This is a genomic window from Streptomyces sp. NPDC018026, assembly GCF_044327745.1.
GTDB classification, from domain to species: Bacteria; Actinomycetota; Actinomycetes; order Streptomycetales; family Streptomycetaceae; genus Streptomyces; species Streptomyces rubrogriseus.
On the sequence record NZ_JBIRFY010000013.1, the window covers coordinates 150,794 to 171,044 of the forward strand.

14 protein-coding genes are annotated in these 20,251 nt (G+C 72.6%); 9 read left to right on the forward strand and 5 right to left on the reverse strand.

Translation table 11 applies throughout. From position 1 onward, the window contains the following. Positions 1-6: 6 nt before the first annotated feature. Both ACH4D3_RS32055 and ACH4D3_RS32060 read right to left on the reverse strand, forming a co-directional pair. Positions 7-1,272, reverse strand: a complete 1,266-nt coding sequence (locus ACH4D3_RS32055; protein WP_398329372.1) for a glycosyltransferase family 4 protein — start codon at positions 1,270-1,272, stop codon at positions 7-9. Next, on the reverse strand, positions 1,269-2,399 hold the full coding sequence (locus ACH4D3_RS32060; protein ID WP_398329375.1) for a hypothetical protein: 1,131 nt from the start codon (positions 2,397-2,399) through the stop codon (positions 1,269-1,271). Before ACH4D3_RS32060 ends, ACH4D3_RS32055 begins: the two co-directional genes overlap by 4 nt. A 142-nt stretch (positions 2,400-2,541) precedes the next feature. Between ACH4D3_RS32060 and ACH4D3_RS32065 the strand changes: the two genes are divergently transcribed. Then, positions 2,542-3,756: a sensor histidine kinase gene (locus ACH4D3_RS32065; RefSeq protein ID WP_398329377.1), complete on the forward strand. Its 1,215-nt coding sequence runs from the start codon at positions 2,542-2,544 to the stop codon at positions 3,754-3,756. Beyond that, positions 3,753-4,445: a response regulator gene (locus tag ACH4D3_RS32070; protein ID WP_398329380.1), complete on the forward strand. Its 693-nt coding sequence runs from the start codon at positions 3,753-3,755 to the stop codon at positions 4,443-4,445. Before ACH4D3_RS32065 ends, ACH4D3_RS32070 begins: the two co-directional genes overlap by 4 nt. Positions 4,446-4,512: 67 nt before the next feature. On the opposite strand, the gene ACH4D3_RS32075 is transcribed toward ACH4D3_RS32070, so the two are convergent. Continuing rightward, positions 4,513-7,365 (reverse strand): glycoside hydrolase family 3 C-terminal domain-containing protein, encoded by a 2,853-nt coding sequence (locus ACH4D3_RS32075; protein ID WP_398329383.1) that lies wholly within the window; start codon positions 7,363-7,365, stop codon positions 4,513-4,515. A gap of 249 nt (positions 7,366-7,614) precedes the next feature. On the opposite strand from ACH4D3_RS32075, the gene ACH4D3_RS32080 reads away from it, so the two are divergent. The 5 genes from ACH4D3_RS32080 to ACH4D3_RS32100 are packed head-to-tail and all read left to right on the forward strand — an operon-like array spanning position 7,615 to position 15,534. Further along, positions 7,615-9,300 carry an extracellular solute-binding protein gene (locus tag ACH4D3_RS32080; RefSeq protein WP_398329385.1) on the forward strand — a complete coding sequence of 562 codons (1,686 nt, stop codon included), beginning with the start codon at positions 7,615-7,617 and terminating at the stop codon, positions 9,298-9,300. 27 nt (positions 9,301-9,327) lie between these two features. Beyond that, entirely contained in the window at positions 9,328-10,365 is a 1,038-nt protein-coding gene (locus ACH4D3_RS32085; protein WP_398329388.1) for an ABC transporter permease, read from the forward strand. Then, positions 10,362-11,333, forward strand: coding sequence for a carbohydrate ABC transporter permease (locus ACH4D3_RS32090; protein ID WP_398329391.1), 972 nt, complete (start codon positions 10,362-10,364; stop codon positions 11,331-11,333). Before ACH4D3_RS32085 ends, ACH4D3_RS32090 begins: the two co-directional genes overlap by 4 nt. Continuing rightward, a complete protein-coding gene (locus ACH4D3_RS32095; RefSeq protein ID WP_398329394.1) occupies positions 11,333-13,303 on the forward strand; it encodes a beta-galactosidase in 1,971 nt (656 codons plus the stop codon). The genes ACH4D3_RS32090 and ACH4D3_RS32095 overlap by 1 nt, the downstream gene beginning before the upstream one ends. Then, on the forward strand, positions 13,300-15,534 hold the full coding sequence (locus ACH4D3_RS32100) for a glycosyl hydrolase family 95 catalytic domain-containing protein (RefSeq protein ID WP_398329397.1): 2,235 nt from the start codon (positions 13,300-13,302) through the stop codon (positions 15,532-15,534). The genes ACH4D3_RS32095 and ACH4D3_RS32100 overlap by 4 nt, the downstream gene beginning before the upstream one ends. Before the next feature lie 29 nt (positions 15,535-15,563). Here ACH4D3_RS32100 and ACH4D3_RS32105 read toward each other — a convergent pair whose 3' ends face one another. After that, a complete protein-coding gene (locus ACH4D3_RS32105; protein ID WP_398329400.1) occupies positions 15,564-16,301 on the reverse strand; it encodes an SDR family NAD(P)-dependent oxidoreductase in 738 nt (245 codons plus the stop codon). 125 nt (positions 16,302-16,426) lie between these two features. Here ACH4D3_RS32105 and ACH4D3_RS32110 point away from each other — a divergent pair, with 125 nt between their 5' ends. Continuing rightward, positions 16,427-16,888, forward strand: coding sequence for an Rrf2 family transcriptional regulator (locus tag ACH4D3_RS32110; protein ID WP_398329403.1), 462 nt, complete (start codon positions 16,427-16,429; stop codon positions 16,886-16,888). Positions 16,889-16,896: 8 nt separating this feature from the next. On the opposite strand, the gene ACH4D3_RS32115 is transcribed toward ACH4D3_RS32110, so the two are convergent. After that, positions 16,897-17,910, reverse strand: a complete 1,014-nt coding sequence (locus ACH4D3_RS32115) for a LacI family DNA-binding transcriptional regulator (protein ID WP_398329406.1) — start codon at positions 17,908-17,910, stop codon at positions 16,897-16,899. A 292-nt stretch (positions 17,911-18,202) separates the two neighbouring features. On the opposite strand from ACH4D3_RS32115, the gene ACH4D3_RS32120 reads away from it, so the two are divergent. Then, complete coding sequence (locus ACH4D3_RS32120) at positions 18,203-20,197, forward strand: acyl-CoA dehydrogenase family protein (RefSeq protein WP_398329409.1); 1,995 nt, start codon at positions 18,203-18,205, stop codon at positions 20,195-20,197. Positions 20,198-20,251 lie beyond the last annotated feature (54 nt).

Here is a 20,251-nt window from a genome sequence, read left to right on the forward strand (position 1 = left end):
GCCTTGTCAGGTCTGGGGCGGTGTCGGGCCGTGGGCCGTCGGCCGGTGTGCGGTCGGGGAGCAGGGTCCCACTGTGCGACAGTCCGCCGCCTCGCCCGACAGCAGGTCCCGCAGCCTCGTGTACGCGTCGTCCCAGGACCATGCCGCACGTACCCAGCGGCGGCCCGCGTCGCCCATGGCGCGGGCGCGCAGCGGGTCGCGCAGGAGCCTGATCAGCCGGTCCGCCGTCGCCGCGACCGAACGGCCGTCGACGACGTGCCCGGTCTCCCCCTCGCGCACCGTGTCCGGAGCGCCGCCCGAGTCGCCCGCGACGACCGGCAGTCCGGACGCGGCGGCCTCCAGGTACACGATGCCCAGGCCCTCCACCTCCAGCCCGGCCTTGCGGGTACGGCACGGCATCGCGAAGGCGTCGGCGGCGGCGTAGAACGCCGGGAGCGCGTGGTGAGGGTGGCCGCCGGCGAGCACGACCGAGTCCAGGACGCCCTCGCGCAGGGCCAGTTGCCGCAGTGCGGGCGCGTACGGACCGTCGCCGACCAGGAGCAGTACGGCGTCCGGGACCGCCCTGCGCACCCAGGGCAGCGCCCTGATCAGGGTGTCCTGCCCCTTGCGTGGGACCAGCCGGGCCGCGCACAGGATCACGGGGCGGTGGCCCAGGCCGTACCTCGTGCGGACCGGGGCGGGGTCGACACCGGGATGGAACGCCCGGGTGTCGACGCCGGGGACGAGGCGGGCGGTCCGGGTCCCGGGGGCGAGGGCGGCCTCGATCGGACCCCGGGTGCTCGCGCCCAGCCAGGTCAGCGTGTCCACCTGCCCGCCGATGCGCCGCAGCAGGCCCCGGGCGCCCGGGGTGCGGGCCCACCACACCTCGTGGCCGTGGGTGGTGGCGACGACGGTGCGGACACCGGCCGTACGGCGCAACCGTCCCGCCATCAGGGCGAGGGGTGCCGCCGCACCGAACCACACCCGGTCGCAGCCGTACCGGCGGGCCACCTCCCCGGCGTGCGCGGCCGCGCGGGGCGTGGGCAGCAGGGCGCGGGACGGGTGGCGGACCACCGGGTACGGGAAGGCCTCGCCGGGTCCCGCGGTGCCGGTGGACGCCGAGGTGAGGACGACCACCTCGTCGGGCGGGAAGCGGTCGGCCAGCTCCCGTACGAAGGTCTCGATGCCGCCCTGCCGGGGCGGGAAGTCGTTGGTGACGATCAGCGTGCGGGCCCGGGCGCGGGCGTCGCTCGTCAGGCGGGCGTCAGTGGTCAGGGGGGCGTCGCTCGTCATGCGGGGGTCCTCTCGACGGTACGGTCCCGGGCCGCCGGACCGCGGTGCGCCGGTTCGTACGCCAGTGCGGCCAGGAGCAGCGGGTAGACCAGGTAGCCGAAGCGCGTCGCCGGCATCAGGGCGGTCGCCAGGCCCAGGCCGAGCGCGAGCCGCCCCACCGCCGCCCGCAGCGTCCCCGGCGGGCGTACCGCGAGCGAGACGCCGATCAGCAGCGCCCCGACCGCCAGGAGCGCGAGCGCGATCACCCTGCCGCCGGGGACGTACGACGCGAGCAGGTGTCCCGGCAGTGGACTGCCGGCGGGCGAGGCGGTGGCGGTGAGGCCGAGGGGGAAGGCGACGACGTTGCGGAAGAAGCCGGCCGGACCGGTGAGGACGGCGGGCAGGACCACCGCCGTCGCGGTGCCCAGGCCCACGGCCGCGCAGCGCAGTGCCGACCTGCCGCCCTCCCGCACCGCGAGCAGGGCCAGGGCCACCGGCAGGGCGGGCCAGGCGGTCCACTTGAGGGCGGCTGCGGCCCCGAGCGCCAGTCCCGCGCCGCCCGCACGGCCCCGCCCCGCCAGTGCGAGGCCGAGGCACATCAGACCGGCCACCGGCAGGTCGACGCCGCCCACCGCGAAGGGCAGGGCGACCAGGGGGCACGCGAGCAGCGCTCCGACGCGGCGCGGGCGGGCGGCGGCCAGGGTCGCGACGAACACGCCGCCCAGCCACCAGCGGGGATCGCCCGGCAGTACGCCGAAGACGGCCATGCCCGGCAGGTAGGGATTGAAGTCGGTGACGCTCCCGGGAGCCGTGACATACGGGCTCCCGGTGGCGGCCAGCACCTGTCCCGACCGCTCGATCACGGCCACCTCCGACTGCCCCGCCCCCGCCACCACCAGGCCGACGAGCGGCAGCAGGGCCGCCCCCGCCACGGCGACCGCCCGGGCGGCCCGGCGCGGAGCGGATCCCCACGCCAGGAGCGCCGCGAGCGCGTACCCCGCCCCGGCCGACCACCCCCACATCCGGTGCGGCGTCAGGTCCGACACCAGCGCGAAGCCCGTCGCCGCCGCCGCGCACCCGGCCCACACGTACCGTTCCCCGGGCCGCCCGGCGTACCGGGCGATCCGCTCCACACAGGACTTCCTCATGTCCGTCGACGCTAGGAATCCGCAGGTCGAAGGGCGTCAACCGAGGCTCCGCACCCGGGACTCAACCCGTGGTACGACCTCCGGCCGAAGACTCCACCCGGGCGGTGACGCGCGCCTCGGCCCCGGCCGGGATCATGGACGCATGAGGACGTCGCCCCAACAGCGGCTGCGCGAGTGGATCGTGGCACCCGCCTACCCCTGGATCACCGGCGGCGCCGTGACGGCGGGCGCGGTCGTGGAGCTGATCGTCATCCCGGGCGGGGTGACGACCACGGTCGGAGTGCTGGTGTCCGCCGCCTCGCTGATGTGGCGGCGCTCCTTCCCGCCCGTCGCGGTGCTCACGGTCGCGGCGGGGCTGATCGGCTTCGCAGGGGACGTCAACCTGTATGTCTCGATCATGGTGAGCGGGCTGGCCGGCTGCTACGCGCTGGGCCGCAACCGGGTGGTGCACCCGGCCCTCGCCGTCGCCGGCGGCGCGCTCGGCGCCCTGTGCGTGAACCTGGTGCACATCAACACCTGGTCGCGGATGGACCTGCCGGTGCCCGCGCTGTGGGAGAAGGGCTCGCTCAGCCTGTTCGCCGAGTCCTTCCTGCTGACCGTGGTCGTCTTCGGGGCGGTGATGATGGGCGACGCGGTCCGTTCCCGGGAGGAGACACGCACCGAGCGGAGCCTGGCCCAGGACCGGTTGATCGCGATGGAGCGGCAGCAGGCCGCCGAGGCGGAACGCGCCGCGATCGCCCGTGAACTGCACGACATCGTCTCCCACTCGGTGTCGATGATCGCCGTGCAGGCCGAGAGCGCCACCTACACCACGCCCGGACTCACGCCCGAGGCCCGGGACGGTTTCCAGCAGATCGCCGGCACCGCCCGCTCCTCGATGGCCGAACTGCGCCGCCTGCTCGGCGTCCTGCGCACGCCCCAGGGCGACACCGCCCTCACCGCCCCGCAGCCGACCCTCGACCACCTGGCCGAACTGGTCGACCAGCACCGGGCGGTAGGCGGTACGGCCGAACTGCACATCACCGGGAAGCGGGTGGCGCTGCCCGCCGCCTGGGAGCTGTCCGCCTACCGCATCGCGCAGGAGGCGCTGACCAACGCCCGCAAACACGCCCCGGGCGCCCGTACGCTGGTCGAGGTGGACTACGGCGCCGACCGGCTGCTCACCCTCCGCGTCCGCGACGACGGCCCCGGCACGGGGGCCGCTTCCGGCGCCGCGTCCCGCCCGGGTACGGGCACCGGGCACGGCCTGACCGGGATGCGGGAGCGGGCCGCGCTGGTGGGAGGCCGGCTCACCGCGGGGGCCGGTCCGGACGGCGGCTTCGTGGTGGAGGCGGAGCTGCCATGGGGGAGCGGATGAGATCCGCGGAACGAGCGGAGGAGCCGCGCGTGATCACGACACTGGTCGCCGACGACCAGGCGGTCGTGCGCACCGGGTTCGTGAACCTGCTGGGCACCCAGGAGGACATCGAGGTCGTCGCCGAGGCGGAGGACGGGGCGCGGGCGGTGCTGGCGGCCCGCGAGACCCGGCCCGACCTCGCCCTCCTGGACATCCGGATGCCGCACAAGAACGGCATCGAGGCGGCCCGCGAGATCATCGCCGCGTCCGGCGGCGCCACGAAGGTCCTGATGCTGACGACCTTCGGCCTCGACGAGTACGTGTACGACGCGCTCGCGGCCGGGGCGGCCGGCTTCCTGCTCAAGGACGCCACCTTCCCCGAACTGCTGCACGCGGTACGGGTGGTGGCCGCCGGGAACGCCCTGCTGGCGCCCGAGATCACCAAGCGGCTGATCGCCGAGTTCGTGCACGCGCGCGGCTCACGGCTGCCCCTCCCGGCGGCCGGGGACCTCACGGTCCGGGAGACGGAGGTGCTGACGCTGATCGCGCGGGGCCTGTCCAACGCGGAGATCGCGGGGCGCCTCACCATCACCGACCACACCGTGAAGACCCACATCAACCGGCTGTTCGCCAAGATGGAGCTGCGCGACCGGGCCCAGGCGGTGATCGTCGCCTACGAGCTGGGCCTGGTCCGGGCGGGCGGGCGGTGAGTCGAGGGCCCGGCACCGGTAGCCACCGGTGCCGGGCCCCGCCCCCGTGCCGGACTTCTCCGGACCCTCAACCGGAGAAGCCGACGTGCGCGAGCCGCAGAGAGCCGCGCAGCCTGATGCGGAGATCGTGGACGCCGACGGCGGTGAAGGCGCCTCCGGCGTCCACGTAGTCGTACGGTCCCGCGGTCGGCGCGTCAGGCGACAGCGCCGCCGTCCACGGCCCCCCGTCCAGCGCGATCTCGACCGAGCCCGCCCCCGCGACCGACACGGTCACCCCGGTCACCCCGGTGCCGAAGTCGCAGTCCCGGTAGCGGAGTTCGCCCGTCCGCCCGGCGACCGCCGTGACCGCGTCGCCCACCACCCTGGTCCGGTCGACGATCTCCGTGCCGCTCTGCTCGTCGAAGTCGACCGCCGCCACGCCCCGTGCGCCGACCGGGCGCGGCAGGGCGGGCTCACCGTCGAGCGTGACGGTCGTCGACAGGCGCACGTCCTCGCTGGAGGCACCCACCAGCAGCGCGTACGGCCCCGGCTCCAGCCGCCAACGGCCGTGTGCGACGTCCCAGAACGCCAGGGCGGACAGCGGGACCTCGAAGGAGACCCGGTCCGACGCCCCCGGGGCCAGGGTGAACCGGCGGTGGGCCAGCAGTTCGCGGCGCGGGCGCGGAACCGACGGGGCCTCGGCCCGGACGTACAGCTGGGCCACCTCGTCGGCGGACACCTCCCCGGTGTTGGTGACCGTGAAGGACACGGCCACCCTCCCGTCCCGCACCTGAGCCGTCAGGTCCCCGTACCCGAAGGACGCGTAGGACAGGCCGTGCCCGAAGGGGAACAGCGGCGTCCCCTCGAAGTACAGGTAGGTCTGGCGGCCGCCGATCACGTCGTAGTCGAGCGGGTCGGGCAGGTCGGCGTCGTCGGCGTACCAGGTCTGCGGGAGCCGGCCCGCGGGGGAGACGTCCCCGGCGAGGACCCGGGCCAGCGCGGTCCCGGCCGCCTGCCCGCCGTGCGCGGTCCACAGCACCGCCGGGAGCGTCTCGACGCCGACCGCGTACGGATAGGCGGACACCAGCGCCAGCACGGTCGCCGGGTTGGCGGCGCGGGCCGCGCGCAGCAGCCGCTCCTGCTGTGCGGGCAGCCGCAGCGTCGTACGGTCCTCGGTCTCCCGGCCATTGATGTGCGGGTCGTTGCCCGCCACCACGACGACCACGTCCGCCCCCGCCGCCACCCGCGTCACCGCGTCCTCGCCGCGCTCGACGACGACCAGCTCGAACACCTCGGCGTCCGCCTCGTCCCCGGCGTCCGCGCCCGGCGCGGCAACCTTCACGCCGTCGGCGGCGACCTGGACGAGGCGACCCGTACCCGCGTGCCTCAGGAGGTGACCGTCGCCATGGGGTTCCAGCCCGAAGGTCTCCCGCACGACCCAGCCGCCGGGCTGGTCGGCGGAGGCGCGTACGTAGCCGTCCTCGGCGACGGACAGGTACCGGCCGTCGGGCGCGCGCAGGGTGAGCACGCCCTCGCCCCAGTCGATGAGCGCCAGTTCGGTGCCGACGGCGTCGGTGGTCAGCGGCGGCAGGTCGGTGCGGCCGGCGAGCAGGGCCGGGTCCAGGGCGCCCTCCGCGCCAGGTGCCCCGGCGGGGGCGTCGTCGGCCGGCAGGACGTGCAGGAACCTGCCGTCGGCCGTGCGCAGCCGGACCCGGTCCACGCCCTCCGCGAAGCTCACGCGGTCGGCGCCGAACCGCTCGTACAGGCCCTCCAGCGGGGTCGAGCGGTGGATGAGCGAGCCGCTGTACCAGTCGAGCTTGCACTCGTCGGCGAGCAGTCCGACGACGGCGACCCGGGTCCCGGCGGCCAGCGGCAGCACCCCGTCGTTCCTGAGCAGGACCACCGCCTGCTCGGCCGCCTCCCGCGCGAGCGCCCGGTGCTCCGGAGTGTCGAAGGCGTCGACGTCCGCGTACGGGTCGTGCTCCGGGTCGAACTCGCCCAGCCGGAAGCGGACCGACAGCTGACGGCGTACGGCCGCGTCCACGTCCGCCTCGGTCAGCAGGCCCGCGTCCAGGGCACCCCGGACGCGGGCGATGATCTTGGAGGAGTCCGTCCCGTGGTCGGTGAAGCTGTCCACCCCGGCCCGCAGCGCGGCGGCGGTCGCCTCCTCGTGGGTGTCGAAGTAGTGCTCCGAGTCGACCAGGTTGGAGGGCGCGCCCGCGTCCGAGCAGACCAGGAGTTCGTCCTCCGTCCAGGTGCGCAGGTGCCGATCGAGGTACGGGGAGAGGTGGTTGGGGCGGCCGTTGACCAGGTTGTAGGCCGGCATCACCCCGGCCACCGCGCCCGCCTCGACCGTGTCGCGGAAGGCCCGCAGGTCGTACTCGTGGAGAACGCGCGGACGGACGGAGGACGAGGAGGTGTCCCGGTCGGTCTCGTTGTTGTGCGCGAGCCAGTGCTTGAGGACGGGCGCGGTGCGCCAGTACGTCGGGTGGTCGCCGCGCAGGCCCCGGGTGTAGGCGGTGGCGACGGCGGAGGTGAGCCTCGGGTCCTCGGAGTAGCCCTCCTCGTTGCGGCCCCACAGCGGGTGGCGCAGCAGGTTCACGGTCGGGGACCAGACGTTGAGGCCGACGCGGTCGTCCCGCGCGCGCATCGCCCTGGCCTCCTTGGACACCGCCTCGCCGACCCGCCGCACCAAGTCCTCGTTCCACGTGGCGCCCAGGCCCACGGCCTGCGGGAACACGGTCGCCGGGCCCATCCACGCCACGCCGTGCAGCGCCTCCTGGCCGGTGCGGAAGGCGGCGATGCCGAGCCGCTCGACGGCGGGCGCGAACTGGTGCAGGAAGGCGGTCCTCTCGTCGAGCGTGAGCCGCGACATCAGGTCGTCGACGCGCTTCGCGAACGGGAGTCGCGGATCACGGAACGGCGGCGTGGGTGCGGTCACGTGGGGGTCCCCTTGCAATGGTGCGGGCAAGACGTCGAAGCGCTTCGATGCTCAGTGCAGTCCTGGGTGGGTGTCAAGACGGGCACCAAACTTGGGAACGACCCTTGTGCCCCCCGGGGGGTTAACTTAACCTCGCTGCAACATCGAAGCGCTTCGACACGAGCTGAGTTCAGTTCCCTCACGACACCGCAGCCGACGGCCACCGTCGGGTGTTTTGGTGTGCCACGAAGGCACGAAGGGTTGACGCACATGACGCCGAACGCCGCCTCCGGTCCCAGCCGGAGAAGTTTCCTCGCCTCCACGGCGGTCGCCACCGCAGCGGTGGCGGGAGGGGTGCCGCTGCTCGCCGCCTGCGGCGGATCCGACGGAGGCTCGCGCGACGGCACCACGTCGGGCAAGGACGCCAAGAAGCTGCTGCCGGCCTATGTGGCGGCGAGCGTGGTCACGCCCGACATCCCGAGCAAGAACGGCTCCGCGGTCGGCTTCACCGGCAAACTCGACCTCGCGGACCTGAAGACCTCGGTCCCCGAGAAGCTCGGCAAGGGCGGCCGGGTCACCGTCATGTCGCCGTTCTGGGGGTCCCCGCCCAAGGACGACAACGCCTACTACCAGGCGATGAACGACCTCATCGGCGTCGACGTGGTCTGGCAGAACCAGGACGGCAACACCTACGACCAGAAGCTCGGCGCGGTCCTCGCCTCCAGCGAGGTGCCCGACGTCGTGGTCGTCCCCGGCTGGAACATGACCGGCAAGATACCCAGCGCCATCATCGGCAAGTTCGCCGACCTCGGCCCCCACCTCTCCGGCGACGCGGTCAAGGAGTACCCGAACCTCGCCGCGATCCCCACCGACGCCTGGCGGCGCTCCATCTTCGGCGGCAAGCTGCTCGGCCTGCCGATGCCGTCCTCGTACGTGTCCGGCATCGTGCCGCTGTACCGGCAGGACATCTTCGACAAGGAGGGCTACCAAGTCCCCCGGTCCTGCGACGAGTTCATGGCGCTGGCCAAGGACGCCACCAACGCCAGGGCCAAGCGCTGGGCCTGCCTGGACATGAAGTGGACCGCCTTCAACGCCTTCGGTGTGCTCTCCGGAAACGAGAAGTCGCTCGGCTGGAACCAGGTCGACGGCAAGCTGATCCACCGCGCCGAGACGGACGAGTACCTCGAGGCGCTGGAGTGGACGCGCAAGCTGTTCGCCGCCGGGGTCGTGCACCCCGACGCCAAGCTCGGCAAGTCCAACGCCGCCGACCCCGGTCCCAAGTTCGCGGCCGGCGAGTTCCTCATCTACAACCAGGACATCTCCCAGTGGTGGAGCCGCACCGCGGAACAGGCCACCCAGAATCCCGAGTTCAAGATCTGGGGCATGGACTTCTTCGGGCACGACGGCGGCGCACCCACGCTGTGGGCGCAGAACCCGGCCAGCATCTTCGCCTTCGTCAACAAGAAGGCGTCCAAGTCCGTGATCCGCGACGTGCTGGCCCTCGCCAACGTCACCGCGGCGCCGTACGGGACCAAGGAGTACATGGCCACCAACTACGGCGTCGAGGGCACCCACTACACCGTCAAGGACGGCGTGCCCACCAAGACCGACCAGGGCAACATCGACGTGATGAACGCCTACGTGATGGTGGCGAGCCCCGCGGCGACCATCGCCCACCCCGACTTCCCCGAGGTCGCCAAGGGACAGGTCGAGTGGCAGCAGCGGACCGGCGCCGTCACCAGGAAGCCCACGTTCTACGGCATGCAGATCGTCGAGCCCGCCCGCTACACCAACCTCTCCAACGACTTCGAACAGCTGGAGGACGACATCGTCCGCGGCCGCAAGAAGGTCGGCGACATGCAGCAGGCCGTCTCCGACTGGAAGAGCAAGGGCGGGGACAAGCTGCGCGACTGGTACCAGAAGATCCTCGACGAGAACGGTCCGGCGGCCGGCTGACCAGGTACCGAGGCAAGGAGAACCACCGTGTCCCACAGCACGGTGCCTCGGACCAGGGCCGAGGCCGATGCGACGAAGAAGACCCCGGCGGCGTCCGGCGACGCCACCGGCCCCCGCGGGAAGAAGCGGGACCCGGGAAGGCCGAGCCTGCGGCTGCGGTTCCGCCGTGACCGCCTGCTGCTGCTCATGACACTGCCGGCCGTGCTGCTGGTACTGCTCTTCAACTACGTGCCGATCCTCGGAAACGTCGTCGCCTTCCAGGAGTACGACCCCTACATCAGCGACAACGGGATCGTCTCCATCCTGCACAGCCCCTGGGTGGGCCTGGAGAACTTCCAGCGGATCTTCGAGGACTCCGCCTTCTGGAACTCGGTGCGCAACACCCTCGTGCTCTTCCTGCTCCAGCTCCTGCTGTACTTCCCGATCCCCATCGCGCTCGCGCTGCTCATCAACAGCGTGGTCCGGCCCCGGGTGCGGGCGATCTCGCAGGCCATCCTCTACCTGCCGCACTTCTTCTCGTGGGTGCTGGTCATCGCCGTCTTCCAGCAACTGCTCGGCGGCGCCGGGCTGCTGTCCCAGCTGCTGCGCGACCACGGGTACGACGGGCTCAGCGTCATGACCGACCCGGACACCTTCAAGTTCCTGGTCACCGCGCAGAGCGTGTGGAAGGACGCCGGCTGGGGGATCATCGTCTTCCTCGCCGCCCTCGCCTCGGTCAGTCCCGACCTGTACGAGGCCGCCGCGATGGACGGCGCGAACCGCTGGCGCCGCATGTGGCACGTCACGCTGCCCGCGCTGCGCCCGGTGATCGCCCTGCTGCTGGTACTGCGCGTCGGCGACGCCCTGACGGTCGGCTTCGAACAGATCCTGCTGCAACGCGACGCCGTGGGACCGGGCGCGGCGGAGGTCCTCGACACCTTCGTGTGGTGGAACGGCGTGCGCAACCAGGACTTCGGCTACGCGGCCGCCGCGGGGCTCGTCAAGGGCGTCATCAGCCTCGGCCTGGTGCTGGTCGCCAACAAGGTGGCCCACCTCATGGGCGAGCAGGGGGTGTACAAGAAATGACCGCCGTACCCGAAGCGACAGCCGTACGGGAAGCGGCCGCCGCGAGCGGCCCGATCGCGCCGCGGCCCCGCCCATGGGCGGCACCGCCCCGCCCCGTGTGGGAGGAGAAGCCCAGCCGGGCCGGACTCGCCGGCAAGTCACTCGTGCTGCTCCTGGCCTGCCTGGGCATCCTCTTCCCGCTGTGGATCGTCGTCGTCACCAGCCTCTCCAGCCGCAGGTCCATCGACGCGGCGGGCGGCCTGGTGATGATCCCCAAGGACATCACCTTCGTCGCCTACCAGGAACTGCTCAGCGGCGGCCAGGTCACCCGCGCCGCCCTCATCAGCATCGGCGTCACACTCGTCGGCACCCTGTTCTCCATGGCGGTGTCCGTACTGTGCGCCTACGGGCTCTCCCGCAGCGGCTCGCTGGGCCACCGCTGGATCCTCATGGTGCTGCTCGCCACGATGTTCTTCAGCGCCGGTCTCATCCCCACCTACCTGCTGGTGCAGTCCCTGGGCCTGACCGACAGCTACCTCGCGCTGATCCTCCCCAGCGCGATCAGCGTCTTCAACATCCTGGTGCTGCGCGGCTTCTTCATGGGCATCTCCCAGGAACTGATCGACAGCGCCCGCATCGACGGCGCCGGTGACCTGCGCATCCTGTGGCGGATCGTCCTGCCACTGTCCCGCGCGGTCGTCGCGGTGATCACCCTCTTCTACGCCGTCGGCTACTGGAGCGCCTGGTTCAACGCCTCCCTCTACCTGAACGACCAGGACATGCTGCCCCTGCAGAACGTCATGATCCAGCTGGTGCAGAAGCAGGAGGCACCGGTCGGCCTCGGCCAGGCCATCAAGACCGGCGAACTGTCCGGGCTGGCCGTGCAGATGGCCGTGATGGTCATGGCCCTGCTGCCGGTCGCCGTCCTGTCGCCCTTCGTCCAGCGCCACTTCAGGAAGGGCATGCTCACCGGGGCGGTGAAGGGCTGATGCCAAACCTGTCCGACGCCACCCGCCGGCGCATCCTCTTCGGCGGCGACTACAACCCCGAGCAGTGGCCCGAGGAGACCTGGCCCGAGGACATACGCCTGATGAAGGCGGCCGGCGTCAACTCCGTCACCCTGGGCGTCTTCTCCTGGTCGAAGCTCGAACCACGCCCCGGCGTCCACGACTTCGGCTGGCTGGACCGGCTCATGGACCTGCTGCACGAGGGCGGCATCGGCGTCGTCCTCGCCACCCCCACCGCCTCGCCCCCGCCCTGGCTGGGGCACCTGCACCCCGACACCCTGCCCCGCGACGCGGACGGCCGCACCGAGTGGTGGGGCGGACGGCAGCACTTCTCGCACTCCAGCACCGCCTACCGGCACCACGCCGCCGCCATCACCGAGGCCCTGGCCGCGCGGTACGGGGGCCATCCCGCGCTCACCATGTGGCACATCAACAACGAGTACTGCACCCACGACCACGGCGACGAGGCCGCCACCCGCTTCCGCCGCTGGCTCCAGGACCGCTACGGCACCCTGGACGCCCTCAACACCGCCTGGGGCACCGCCTTCTGGAGCCAGGGCTACGGCGACTGGGCCGAGATCGCCCCGCCCCGCCGCGCCCACTACCTGAGGAACCCCACGCAAATCCTGGACTTCCGGCGCTTCACCTCCGACATGCTCCTGGAGTGCTGCACCGCCGAGCGCGACATCGTCCGCCGCCACACCCCGCACATCCCGGTCACCACCAACTTCATGCCGCTGTGGTCCGGCCAGGACGCCTGGCGCTGGGCCGAGGAGGAGGACGTCGTCTCCGTCGACCTCTACCCCGACCCGCGCGACCCGTTCGGCGCCCAGGAGGGTGCCCTCGTCCAGGACATGACCCGCTCCCAGGCCCGCGGCCCGTGGATGCTCATGGAGCAGGCGGCCGGTGCCGTCAACTGGCGCGGCGTGAACCACCCCAAGCCGCGCGGCCTCAACCGCCTCTGGTCGCTCCAGGCGGTGGCCCGCGGCGCCGACGCCGTCTGCTACTTCCAGTGGCGCCAGTCCCGGCAGGGCGCCGAGAAGTTCCACTCCGGGATGGTCTCCCACGCGGGGGAGCGGGGGCGCACCTTCCAGGAGGTCAGGCAGCTCGGCGCGGACCTGGCCCGGATCGCCCCGCACGTCACCGGCGGCGCGGTCGCCGCCGACGTCGCCGTCCTGCACGACTGGCACTCCTGGTGGGCCGGCGACCAGGAGGCCCGGCCCTCCCGCGAGGTCGACTACCCGGACGTCCTGCGCGCCTGGCACCGCGCGCTCTGGCAGGCCGGTCTCACCACCGACTTCGCCCATCCCGACCACGACCTGACCGGCTACCGGCTGGTGGTCGTCCCGCAGCTCTACCTCCTCACCGACGCGGCCGTCGACAACCTCCTCGCCCACGTGCGCGGCGGCGCCACGCTCGTCTGCGGCTTCCTGACCGGAGTCGCCGACCAGGACGACCGGATACGGCCCGGCGCCATGGACGTCCGGCTGCGCGAGCTGTTCGGCATCCGCACCCTGCACGAGTGGTGGCCGCTCCGGCCGGGCGAGAGAGCCGAGTGCGAGGGCGGCCTGCACGGCACCCTGTGGTCCGAGGAACTGGAGCCCGACGGCACCGCCGACGAGACGATCGCCTACCGGGGCGGAGAACTCGACGGACTGCCGGCCGTCCTGCGCAAGGGCCGCGCCTGGTACCTCTCCACGCTCCCCGAGCCGGACCGGCTGCGCGCACTGCTGGCCCGGGCCGCCGCCGACGCGGGTGTCCGGCCGGTGCTCGACGGGCTCCGGGACGGCGTCGAAGCGGTCCGCCGCGGTGACCTGCTGTTCCTGCTCAACCACGGCCGCGATCCGGTCACCGTCGACCTCCCGGGCACCCACCACGACCTGCTGACGGAGACCACGGCCACCGACCGGATCACCCTCGGCCGCTACGGCGCGGCGGTGCTGAAGTCATGAGCGCCACACCCGTCCACGGCACCTGGGAGCCGGAACCCGCCGCCCGCTGGGAGGACGCCTTCCTGAGCGGCAACGGCCACCACGGCGCCCTCGTGTCCGGCGATCCGGACGCCGACCGGGTGATCGTCACCCATCACACCCTCGTCCGCCCCGACGGCGACGACGGGCGCCGCCGCCCGCCCGCGCTCGCCGCCGGGCTCCCCGCCCTCCAGGACCGCCTGCTGGCCGGGGACGCCACCGCCGCCGAGGACTTCACCGACGACCGCCCGCTGCAATGGGTGCGCCCCTTCCACCCGGCCTTCCAACTGCGCCTGAACCGACCACCGGGCACCGCCACTCACCAGCCGCACGACGCCCACGCCCCGTACCGCCGTGCCGTCGACTTCACCACCGGCGAGACCACGGCCACCCGCGGCGACTGGACCAGCCGCGTCTTCGTCTCCCGCGCCGACGACGTGATCGTCCAGCGCGTCACCGCCCCGCACCTCACCCTCGACCTGTCCCTCGACCCCCGCCTCCCCGGCGCCCCCGCCGGACTCCGCATCGGCCACGGCGCCGTACTCGCCCCCGAGGGCGCCGTGCTCACCCTGCGCGCCCGCTATCCCGGCAGCGACCTCGGCTACACCGGCGTCACCCTCGCCGCCGTCACCGGCGGCACCGTGCGGCTGGTCCCGCCGGGCGTCCTCGTCGAGGGCGCCACCGAGGTGCTGCTCCTCACCCGGGTGCACCGCCACACCGGCGAGCTGGACACGGTCGCCGAGAGCCGCGCCCTGCGCGACCTGCTGGACGGCGCCCCGTACGCGGCCTCCTACGACGACCTCCTCGCCCGGCACCTGACCCGGCACCGCACCGCGTACGACCGCGTCACCCTCGACCTCGCCGCCGACCCCGCCGAACGCGCCCTGCCGGGCTCGGAACTGCTCGCCCGGCCCGGCGGCCCCGCCCTGCTGGAGCGGCTCTTCGCCGCCGGCCGCTACCACCTGCTGTCGGCGAGCGGCCTGCTCCCGCCCCGCCTGACCGGCCTGTGGACCGGCGACTGGAACACCGCCTGGTCCGGCGCCTTCACCACCAACGCCAACCTCAACCTCCAGACCGCCTCCGCCGCGGCCGCCGCCCTCCCCGAGGTCACCGAGGCCCATGCCGCGCTGGTCCACCGGCAACTGCCCGACTGGCGGGACAACGCCCGCGAGATCTTCGGCGCCCGGGGCGTGGTCGCGCCCTCGCACACCGACGGCGAGTGCGGCCACACGTACCACTTCAGCCGCCAGTACCCGCTGCACCTGTGGACCGCGGGCGCCGACTGGCTGCTCAAGCCCCTCGTCGACCACGACGAGACCCGAGGCGCCCACGACCCGCGCACCTCCGCCGCCCTGGCCGAAGCCGCCCTCTTCTACGAGGACTTCCTCCACCGCACCGACGAGCACGGCCACCTGGTCGTCGTCCCCTCCTACTCGCCCGAGAACCGTCCGACGGGCGCGATCTGGGGCACCCTGAACGCGGCCATGGACCTCTCCGCCGCCCGGCACGCCCTGCTGACCGCCGCCGACCGCCACCCCGAGCACGCCGACCGCTGGCGCGCCCTCGCCGGCCGCCTCCCGGCGCACCGGGTCAACGCCGACGGCGCCCTCGCGGAGTGGGCGTGGCCCGGCCTGGCGGACACCTACGACCACCGCCACCTCAGCCACCTCTACGGCGTCTGGCCGCTGGACGAGATCAACCCGTACGACACCCCCGACCTCGCCCGGGCGGCCCACCGCGCCCTGACCCTGCGTGGCGCCGAGAACGACTCCGCCCACGGCCACCTCCACCACGCCCTGGTCGCGGCCCGCCTCCGGGACGGAGCCGGGGTCGGGCACGCACTGGGGCAGGTGCTCGGCGGCGACTACTTCCACGCGTCCCTGATGAGCGCGCACTACCCCCACCGCGACGTCTACAACGCGGACGCCGCGCACGCCCTGCCCGCCGTGCTCGTCGAGATGCTCGTGCAGTCCACCCCCGGCCGACTGGTCCTGCTCCCCGCGCTCCCGGCCTCCTGCCCGCGGGGCGAACTCAGGGGCGTGCGCACCCGGTTCGGGGCGGTGCTCGACCTCGCCTGGGAGCCCGACGGCAGCGCGAGGGCCGTCCTGCGCCCCGCCCGCACCCGCCGCATCGAACTCCGGACCCCCTCCGGCGCCGAACCGCTCGACCTCGCCGCGGGGGAGGACCGCGTCATCAGTGTCAGGGCGCGGTGACACCGGGGCGGACGCCTCACCGCGGGCACTCACACCTGCGCGAAACCACCGTCGGCGAAGAACTCGGCACCGTTGACGTAGCTCGACGCGTCCGAGGCGAGGAACGTCGTCACGGCGGCGATCTCCGCGGGGTCGGCGAGCCGGCCGAGAGGGACTTCGTCCTCGGCCTGCTTGAGAGCCTCGGACGGGATCAGTTCGAGCAGACCAGGGGTGCGTGTGCCGCCCGGCGACACGACGTTGACCCGGAAGCCACGCGTGCCCGAGCTGAGCGCCCAACCGCGGGCGAGGTTGCGGACGGCGGCCTTCGATGCCGCGTAGACCTCCAGTCCCTGGGTGGGCCGTGTCGAGGCGGTCGAACCCGTGAGGATCACCGAGGCGTTGGCACTGAGCAGCGGCAGCGCCTGTTGCAGGGTGAAGATCGTGCCCTTGACGTTGGTGGCGAAGACCGAATCGATCAGCTCCTCCGTCACCTCGCCGAACGGAGCCACGGTGCCGACGCCGGCGTTGGCGACCAGCACGTCGATGCGGCCGGCCCGGTCGCGCACGATGCTGTAGAACGCGTCGAGATCCGAGGGCACCGAAACGTCACAGACCACGCCGGTCACGGCAGGTCCGAGCTCGGCGGTCGCGGCGTCGAGCGCGTCCTTGCGGCGACCGGTGATGAAGACCCTGGCACCCTCGTCGCGGAACGCGCGTGCGGTGGCGAACCCGATGCCGCTGCTGCCCCCGGTGACCACGGCGATCTTGCCCGTCAGTGACTCGCTCATTCTTCTCACCTCGTTGATCGGCTTCAGTAGTCGCAACGGTAATGGTTACGACAGCACTGTCGCAACCATCGTTGTTACGACAATGCCGTCGTAACATAAGGCGTTGCGGCCGAGAGGAGGGGTTCATGAGTGCCAACAGCAGGCTGACCATCGCCGCCCACGCGCTGGCCTGGATCGGCCTCTACCAGCGCCAGGGCCATGAGGTCGCCACCTCCGAGCAGATCGCGAGCAGCGCGAACACCAACCCCGTGGTGATCAGGCGTCTGCTCGGCGAGCTGCGCAGGGCCGGGCTCGTGGAGTCCCGGCGGGGTGTGGGCGCGGGCTGGTCGCTGGCGCGCGAGCTGGGGTCGATGACCCTGCTCGACGTGTACGAGGCCGTGGAGCCCGGCCCGCTGTTCGCGATGCACCGCACCACCCCGGACCAGGAATGCGTGGTGGGTCACGGCATCCAGCCGGCGATGCAGGGCGTCTACGAGGGCATCGAGGAGACCCTGAGGAACGAGCTGGCCCGCGTCACGCTCGACGACGTACTCCGCAACGTACTCGCGACACCTCGCCAACCCCGCCACTCCGCCGCGCGGGAGTGACGGGAGGGCTAGGACCCGACGGGCGCCGGTCCCGAGCTGGCCCGGACGGTCAGCTCCGGTGCGAGCAGCACGACCTCGTCGCTGCCGCGGCCGTCGAGCTTGGCGACCAGCTGTTCCACGGCCCGCCGGCCCATCTCCTGCGCGGGCACCACGACCGAGGTGAGCCGCACCGAGGCCTGGGTGGCGACCTGCTCCGGGCAGACCGCGACCACCGACACGTCCTCCGGCACCGCCCGGCCCTGCTGGCGCAGCAGGGCGAGCAGCGGCTCGACCGCCGACTCGTTCTGCACGACGAAGCCCGTGGTGTCCGGGCGCTCGTCGAAGATGCGGGCCAGCGTCGCGGCCATCGCGTCATACCCGCCCTCGCAGGGCCGGTGCAGCAGCCGCAGACCCAGCTCACGGGCGCGCGTACGCAGCCCGTCGAGGGTGCGCTCGGCGAATCCGGTGTGCCGTTCGTAGACGGCGGCAGCCTCGCCTATGACGGCGATGTCGCGGTGCCCCAGCTGCGCCAGGTGCTCCACACACAGCGCGCCGGTCGCCCGGAAGTCCAAGTCGACACAGGTCAGGCCCTCGGTGTCGGCGGGGAGTCCGATCAGGACGGACGGCTGGTGGGTGTCGCGCAGCAGGGGGAGCCGCTCGTCGTCGAGCTCGACGTCCATGAGGATCATCGCGTCGGCGAGCCCGCTGCCGGTGACGCGGCGCACCGCGTCGGGGCCCTCCTCGCCGGTGAGCAGCAGGATGTCGTACCCGTGGGTGCGCGCACCGGCCGCGACCGCGATGGCGATCTCCATCATCACCGGCACGTACATGTCGGTGCGCAGCGGGATCATGAGGGCGATGATGTTCGACCGGCTGCTGGCCAGGGCACGGGCGCCGGCGTTCGGATGGTAGCCGAGCTTCCGGATGCTCTCCTCGACCCGTTGCCGGGTGGTGGTGGAGATGGACCGCTTGCCGCTGAGGACATAGCTCACCGTGCTCGCCGAGACTCCGGCGTGCTGGGCGACCTCGGCGAGGGTGACCATCCGGCTCTCCAAGCTATGTGAAGCGCTTCGACAGCGCATGGGATCAGTAGGGGTGGGGCGAGGGTGGTTCGACATTAGCCGCAGCACCGATGGGTGTCCATAGTCAGTCGAAGCGCTTCGACTCGTTCGTCCTCCGCGTTCTCCACTCCCGGCCTCCCCCCGCAGTATCGGCCGAACGGCCGCACGAAGGGTGGCTGGGTCGCCCCGGATCGGGTACATACGATCGGGTAGCACCGACAAGTAACGTACGTCCGCAAGTTCGTGCAGGACGAATCGTGGCGAGGTGAGCCTCATGTCCGCACCACCCACCCCCTCCTCTTCCCCCTCCTCTTCTTCTCCCTCCTCCCGACCCACCGTCACCGAACGTGAGGCCCGCCAGGTCGCGGAGGCGGCCCGCGAACAGGACTGGCGCAAGCCCAGCTTCGCCAAGGAGCTGTTCCTCGGCCGCTTCCGTCTCGACCTCCTCCACCCCCACCCGCTCCCGGCCGACCAGGACGTGCAGCGCGGCGAGGAGTTCCTCGCCAAACTGCGCGACTTCTGCGAGACGAAGATCGACGGGGCGGTGATCGAGCGCGACGCGCGGATCCCCGACGACGTGATCACCGGGCTGAAGGAGCTGGGCGCCTTCGGCATGAAGATCGACACCAAGTACGGCGGCCTCGGCCTGACCCAGGTCTACTACAACAAGGCCCTCGCCCTGGTCGGATCCGCGAACCCGGCGATCGGCGCGCTGCTCTCCGCCCACCAGTCGATCGGCGTGCCGCAGCCGCTGAAGATGTTCGGCACCCAGGAGCAGAAGGACACCTTCCTGCCGCGCTGCGCCCGCACCGACATCTCGGCCTTCCTGCTCACCGAGCCGGACGTCGGCTCCGACCCGGCCCGCCTGGCCACCACGGCCGTCCGGGACGGCGACGACTACGTCCTGGACGGCGTGAAACTGTGGACCACCAACGGCGTGGTCGCCGACCTGCTCGTGGTCATGGCCCGCGTCCCGAAGCCCGAGGGCGGCAAGGACGCGGCGGGCGGCGGCAAGGGCGGCATCACCGCGTTCGTGGTCGAGGCCGCCTCCGAGGGCATCACGGTGGAGAACCGCAACGCCTTCATGGGCCTGCGCGGCCTGGAGAACGGCGTCACCCGCTTCCACCGCGTCCGCGTCCCGGCGGCCCACCGCATCGGCCCCGAGGGCGCCGGCCTGAAGATCGCCCTGACCACCCTCAACACCGGCCGCCTCTCCCTCCCCGCGATGTGCGTCGGCGCCGGCAAGTGGTGCCTGAAGATCGCCCGCGAGTGGTCGGCGGTGCGCGAGCAGTGGGGCAAGCCGGTCGCGCTGCACGAGGCGGTCGGCGCCAAGATCTCCTTCATCGCGGCGACCACCTTCGCCCTCGAAGCCGTCCTGGACCTCTCCTCCCAGATGGCCGACGAGGACCGCAACGACATCCGCATCGAGGCCGCCCTGGCCAAGCTCTACGGCTCCGAGATGGCCTGCCTGATGGCCGACGAACTGGTCCAGATCCGCGGCGGCCGGGGCTTCGAGACCGCGGCCTCGCTGGAAGCCCGGGGCGAGCGCGCGGTCCCCGCCGAGCAGCTCCTGCGTGACCTGCGCATCAACCGCATCTTCGAGGGCTCCACCGAGATCATGCACCTGCTGATCGCGCGCGAGGCGGTCGACGCCCACCTCTCGGTCGCCGGCGACCTGATCGACCCCGACAAGACCCTCTCCGACAAGGCGAGGGCGGGCGCGCAGGCCGGCGTCTTCTACGCCAAGTGGCTGCCGAAGCTCGTCGCGGGCCCCGGCCAACTCCCGCGCTCGTACGCGGACTTCCACCCCTCGGGCCACCCCGACCTCTCCTCCCACCTGCGCTACGTCGAACGCACCGCCCGCAAGCTCGCCCGCTCCACCTTCTACGCCATGTCCCGCTGGCAGGGCCGTATGGAGACCAAACAGGGCTTCCTCGGCCGGATCGTCGACATCGGCGCGGAGCTGTTCGCGATGAGCGCCGCGTGCGTGCGCGCCGAGCACCTGCGCGCCAAGGACGACCACGGCCGCGAGGCGTACCAGCTCGCCGACGCCTTCTGCCGCCAGTCCCGCATCCGCGTCGAGGAACTCTTCGGCCGCCTGTGGAGCAACACCGACGACCTGGACCGCAAGGTCGTCAAGGGCGTACTGGGCGGCGCCTACGAGTGGCTGGAGGAGGGCGTCGTCGACCCGTCCGGCACTGGCCCCTGGATCGCGGAAGCGGCCCCGGGCCCGTCCCGGCGGGAGAACGTCCGCCGCGCCATCGGCTGACCGGGGCCCCGGCCGGACCGAACACGCGCGGGAGAGCCGCCCCGGCGATCTCCC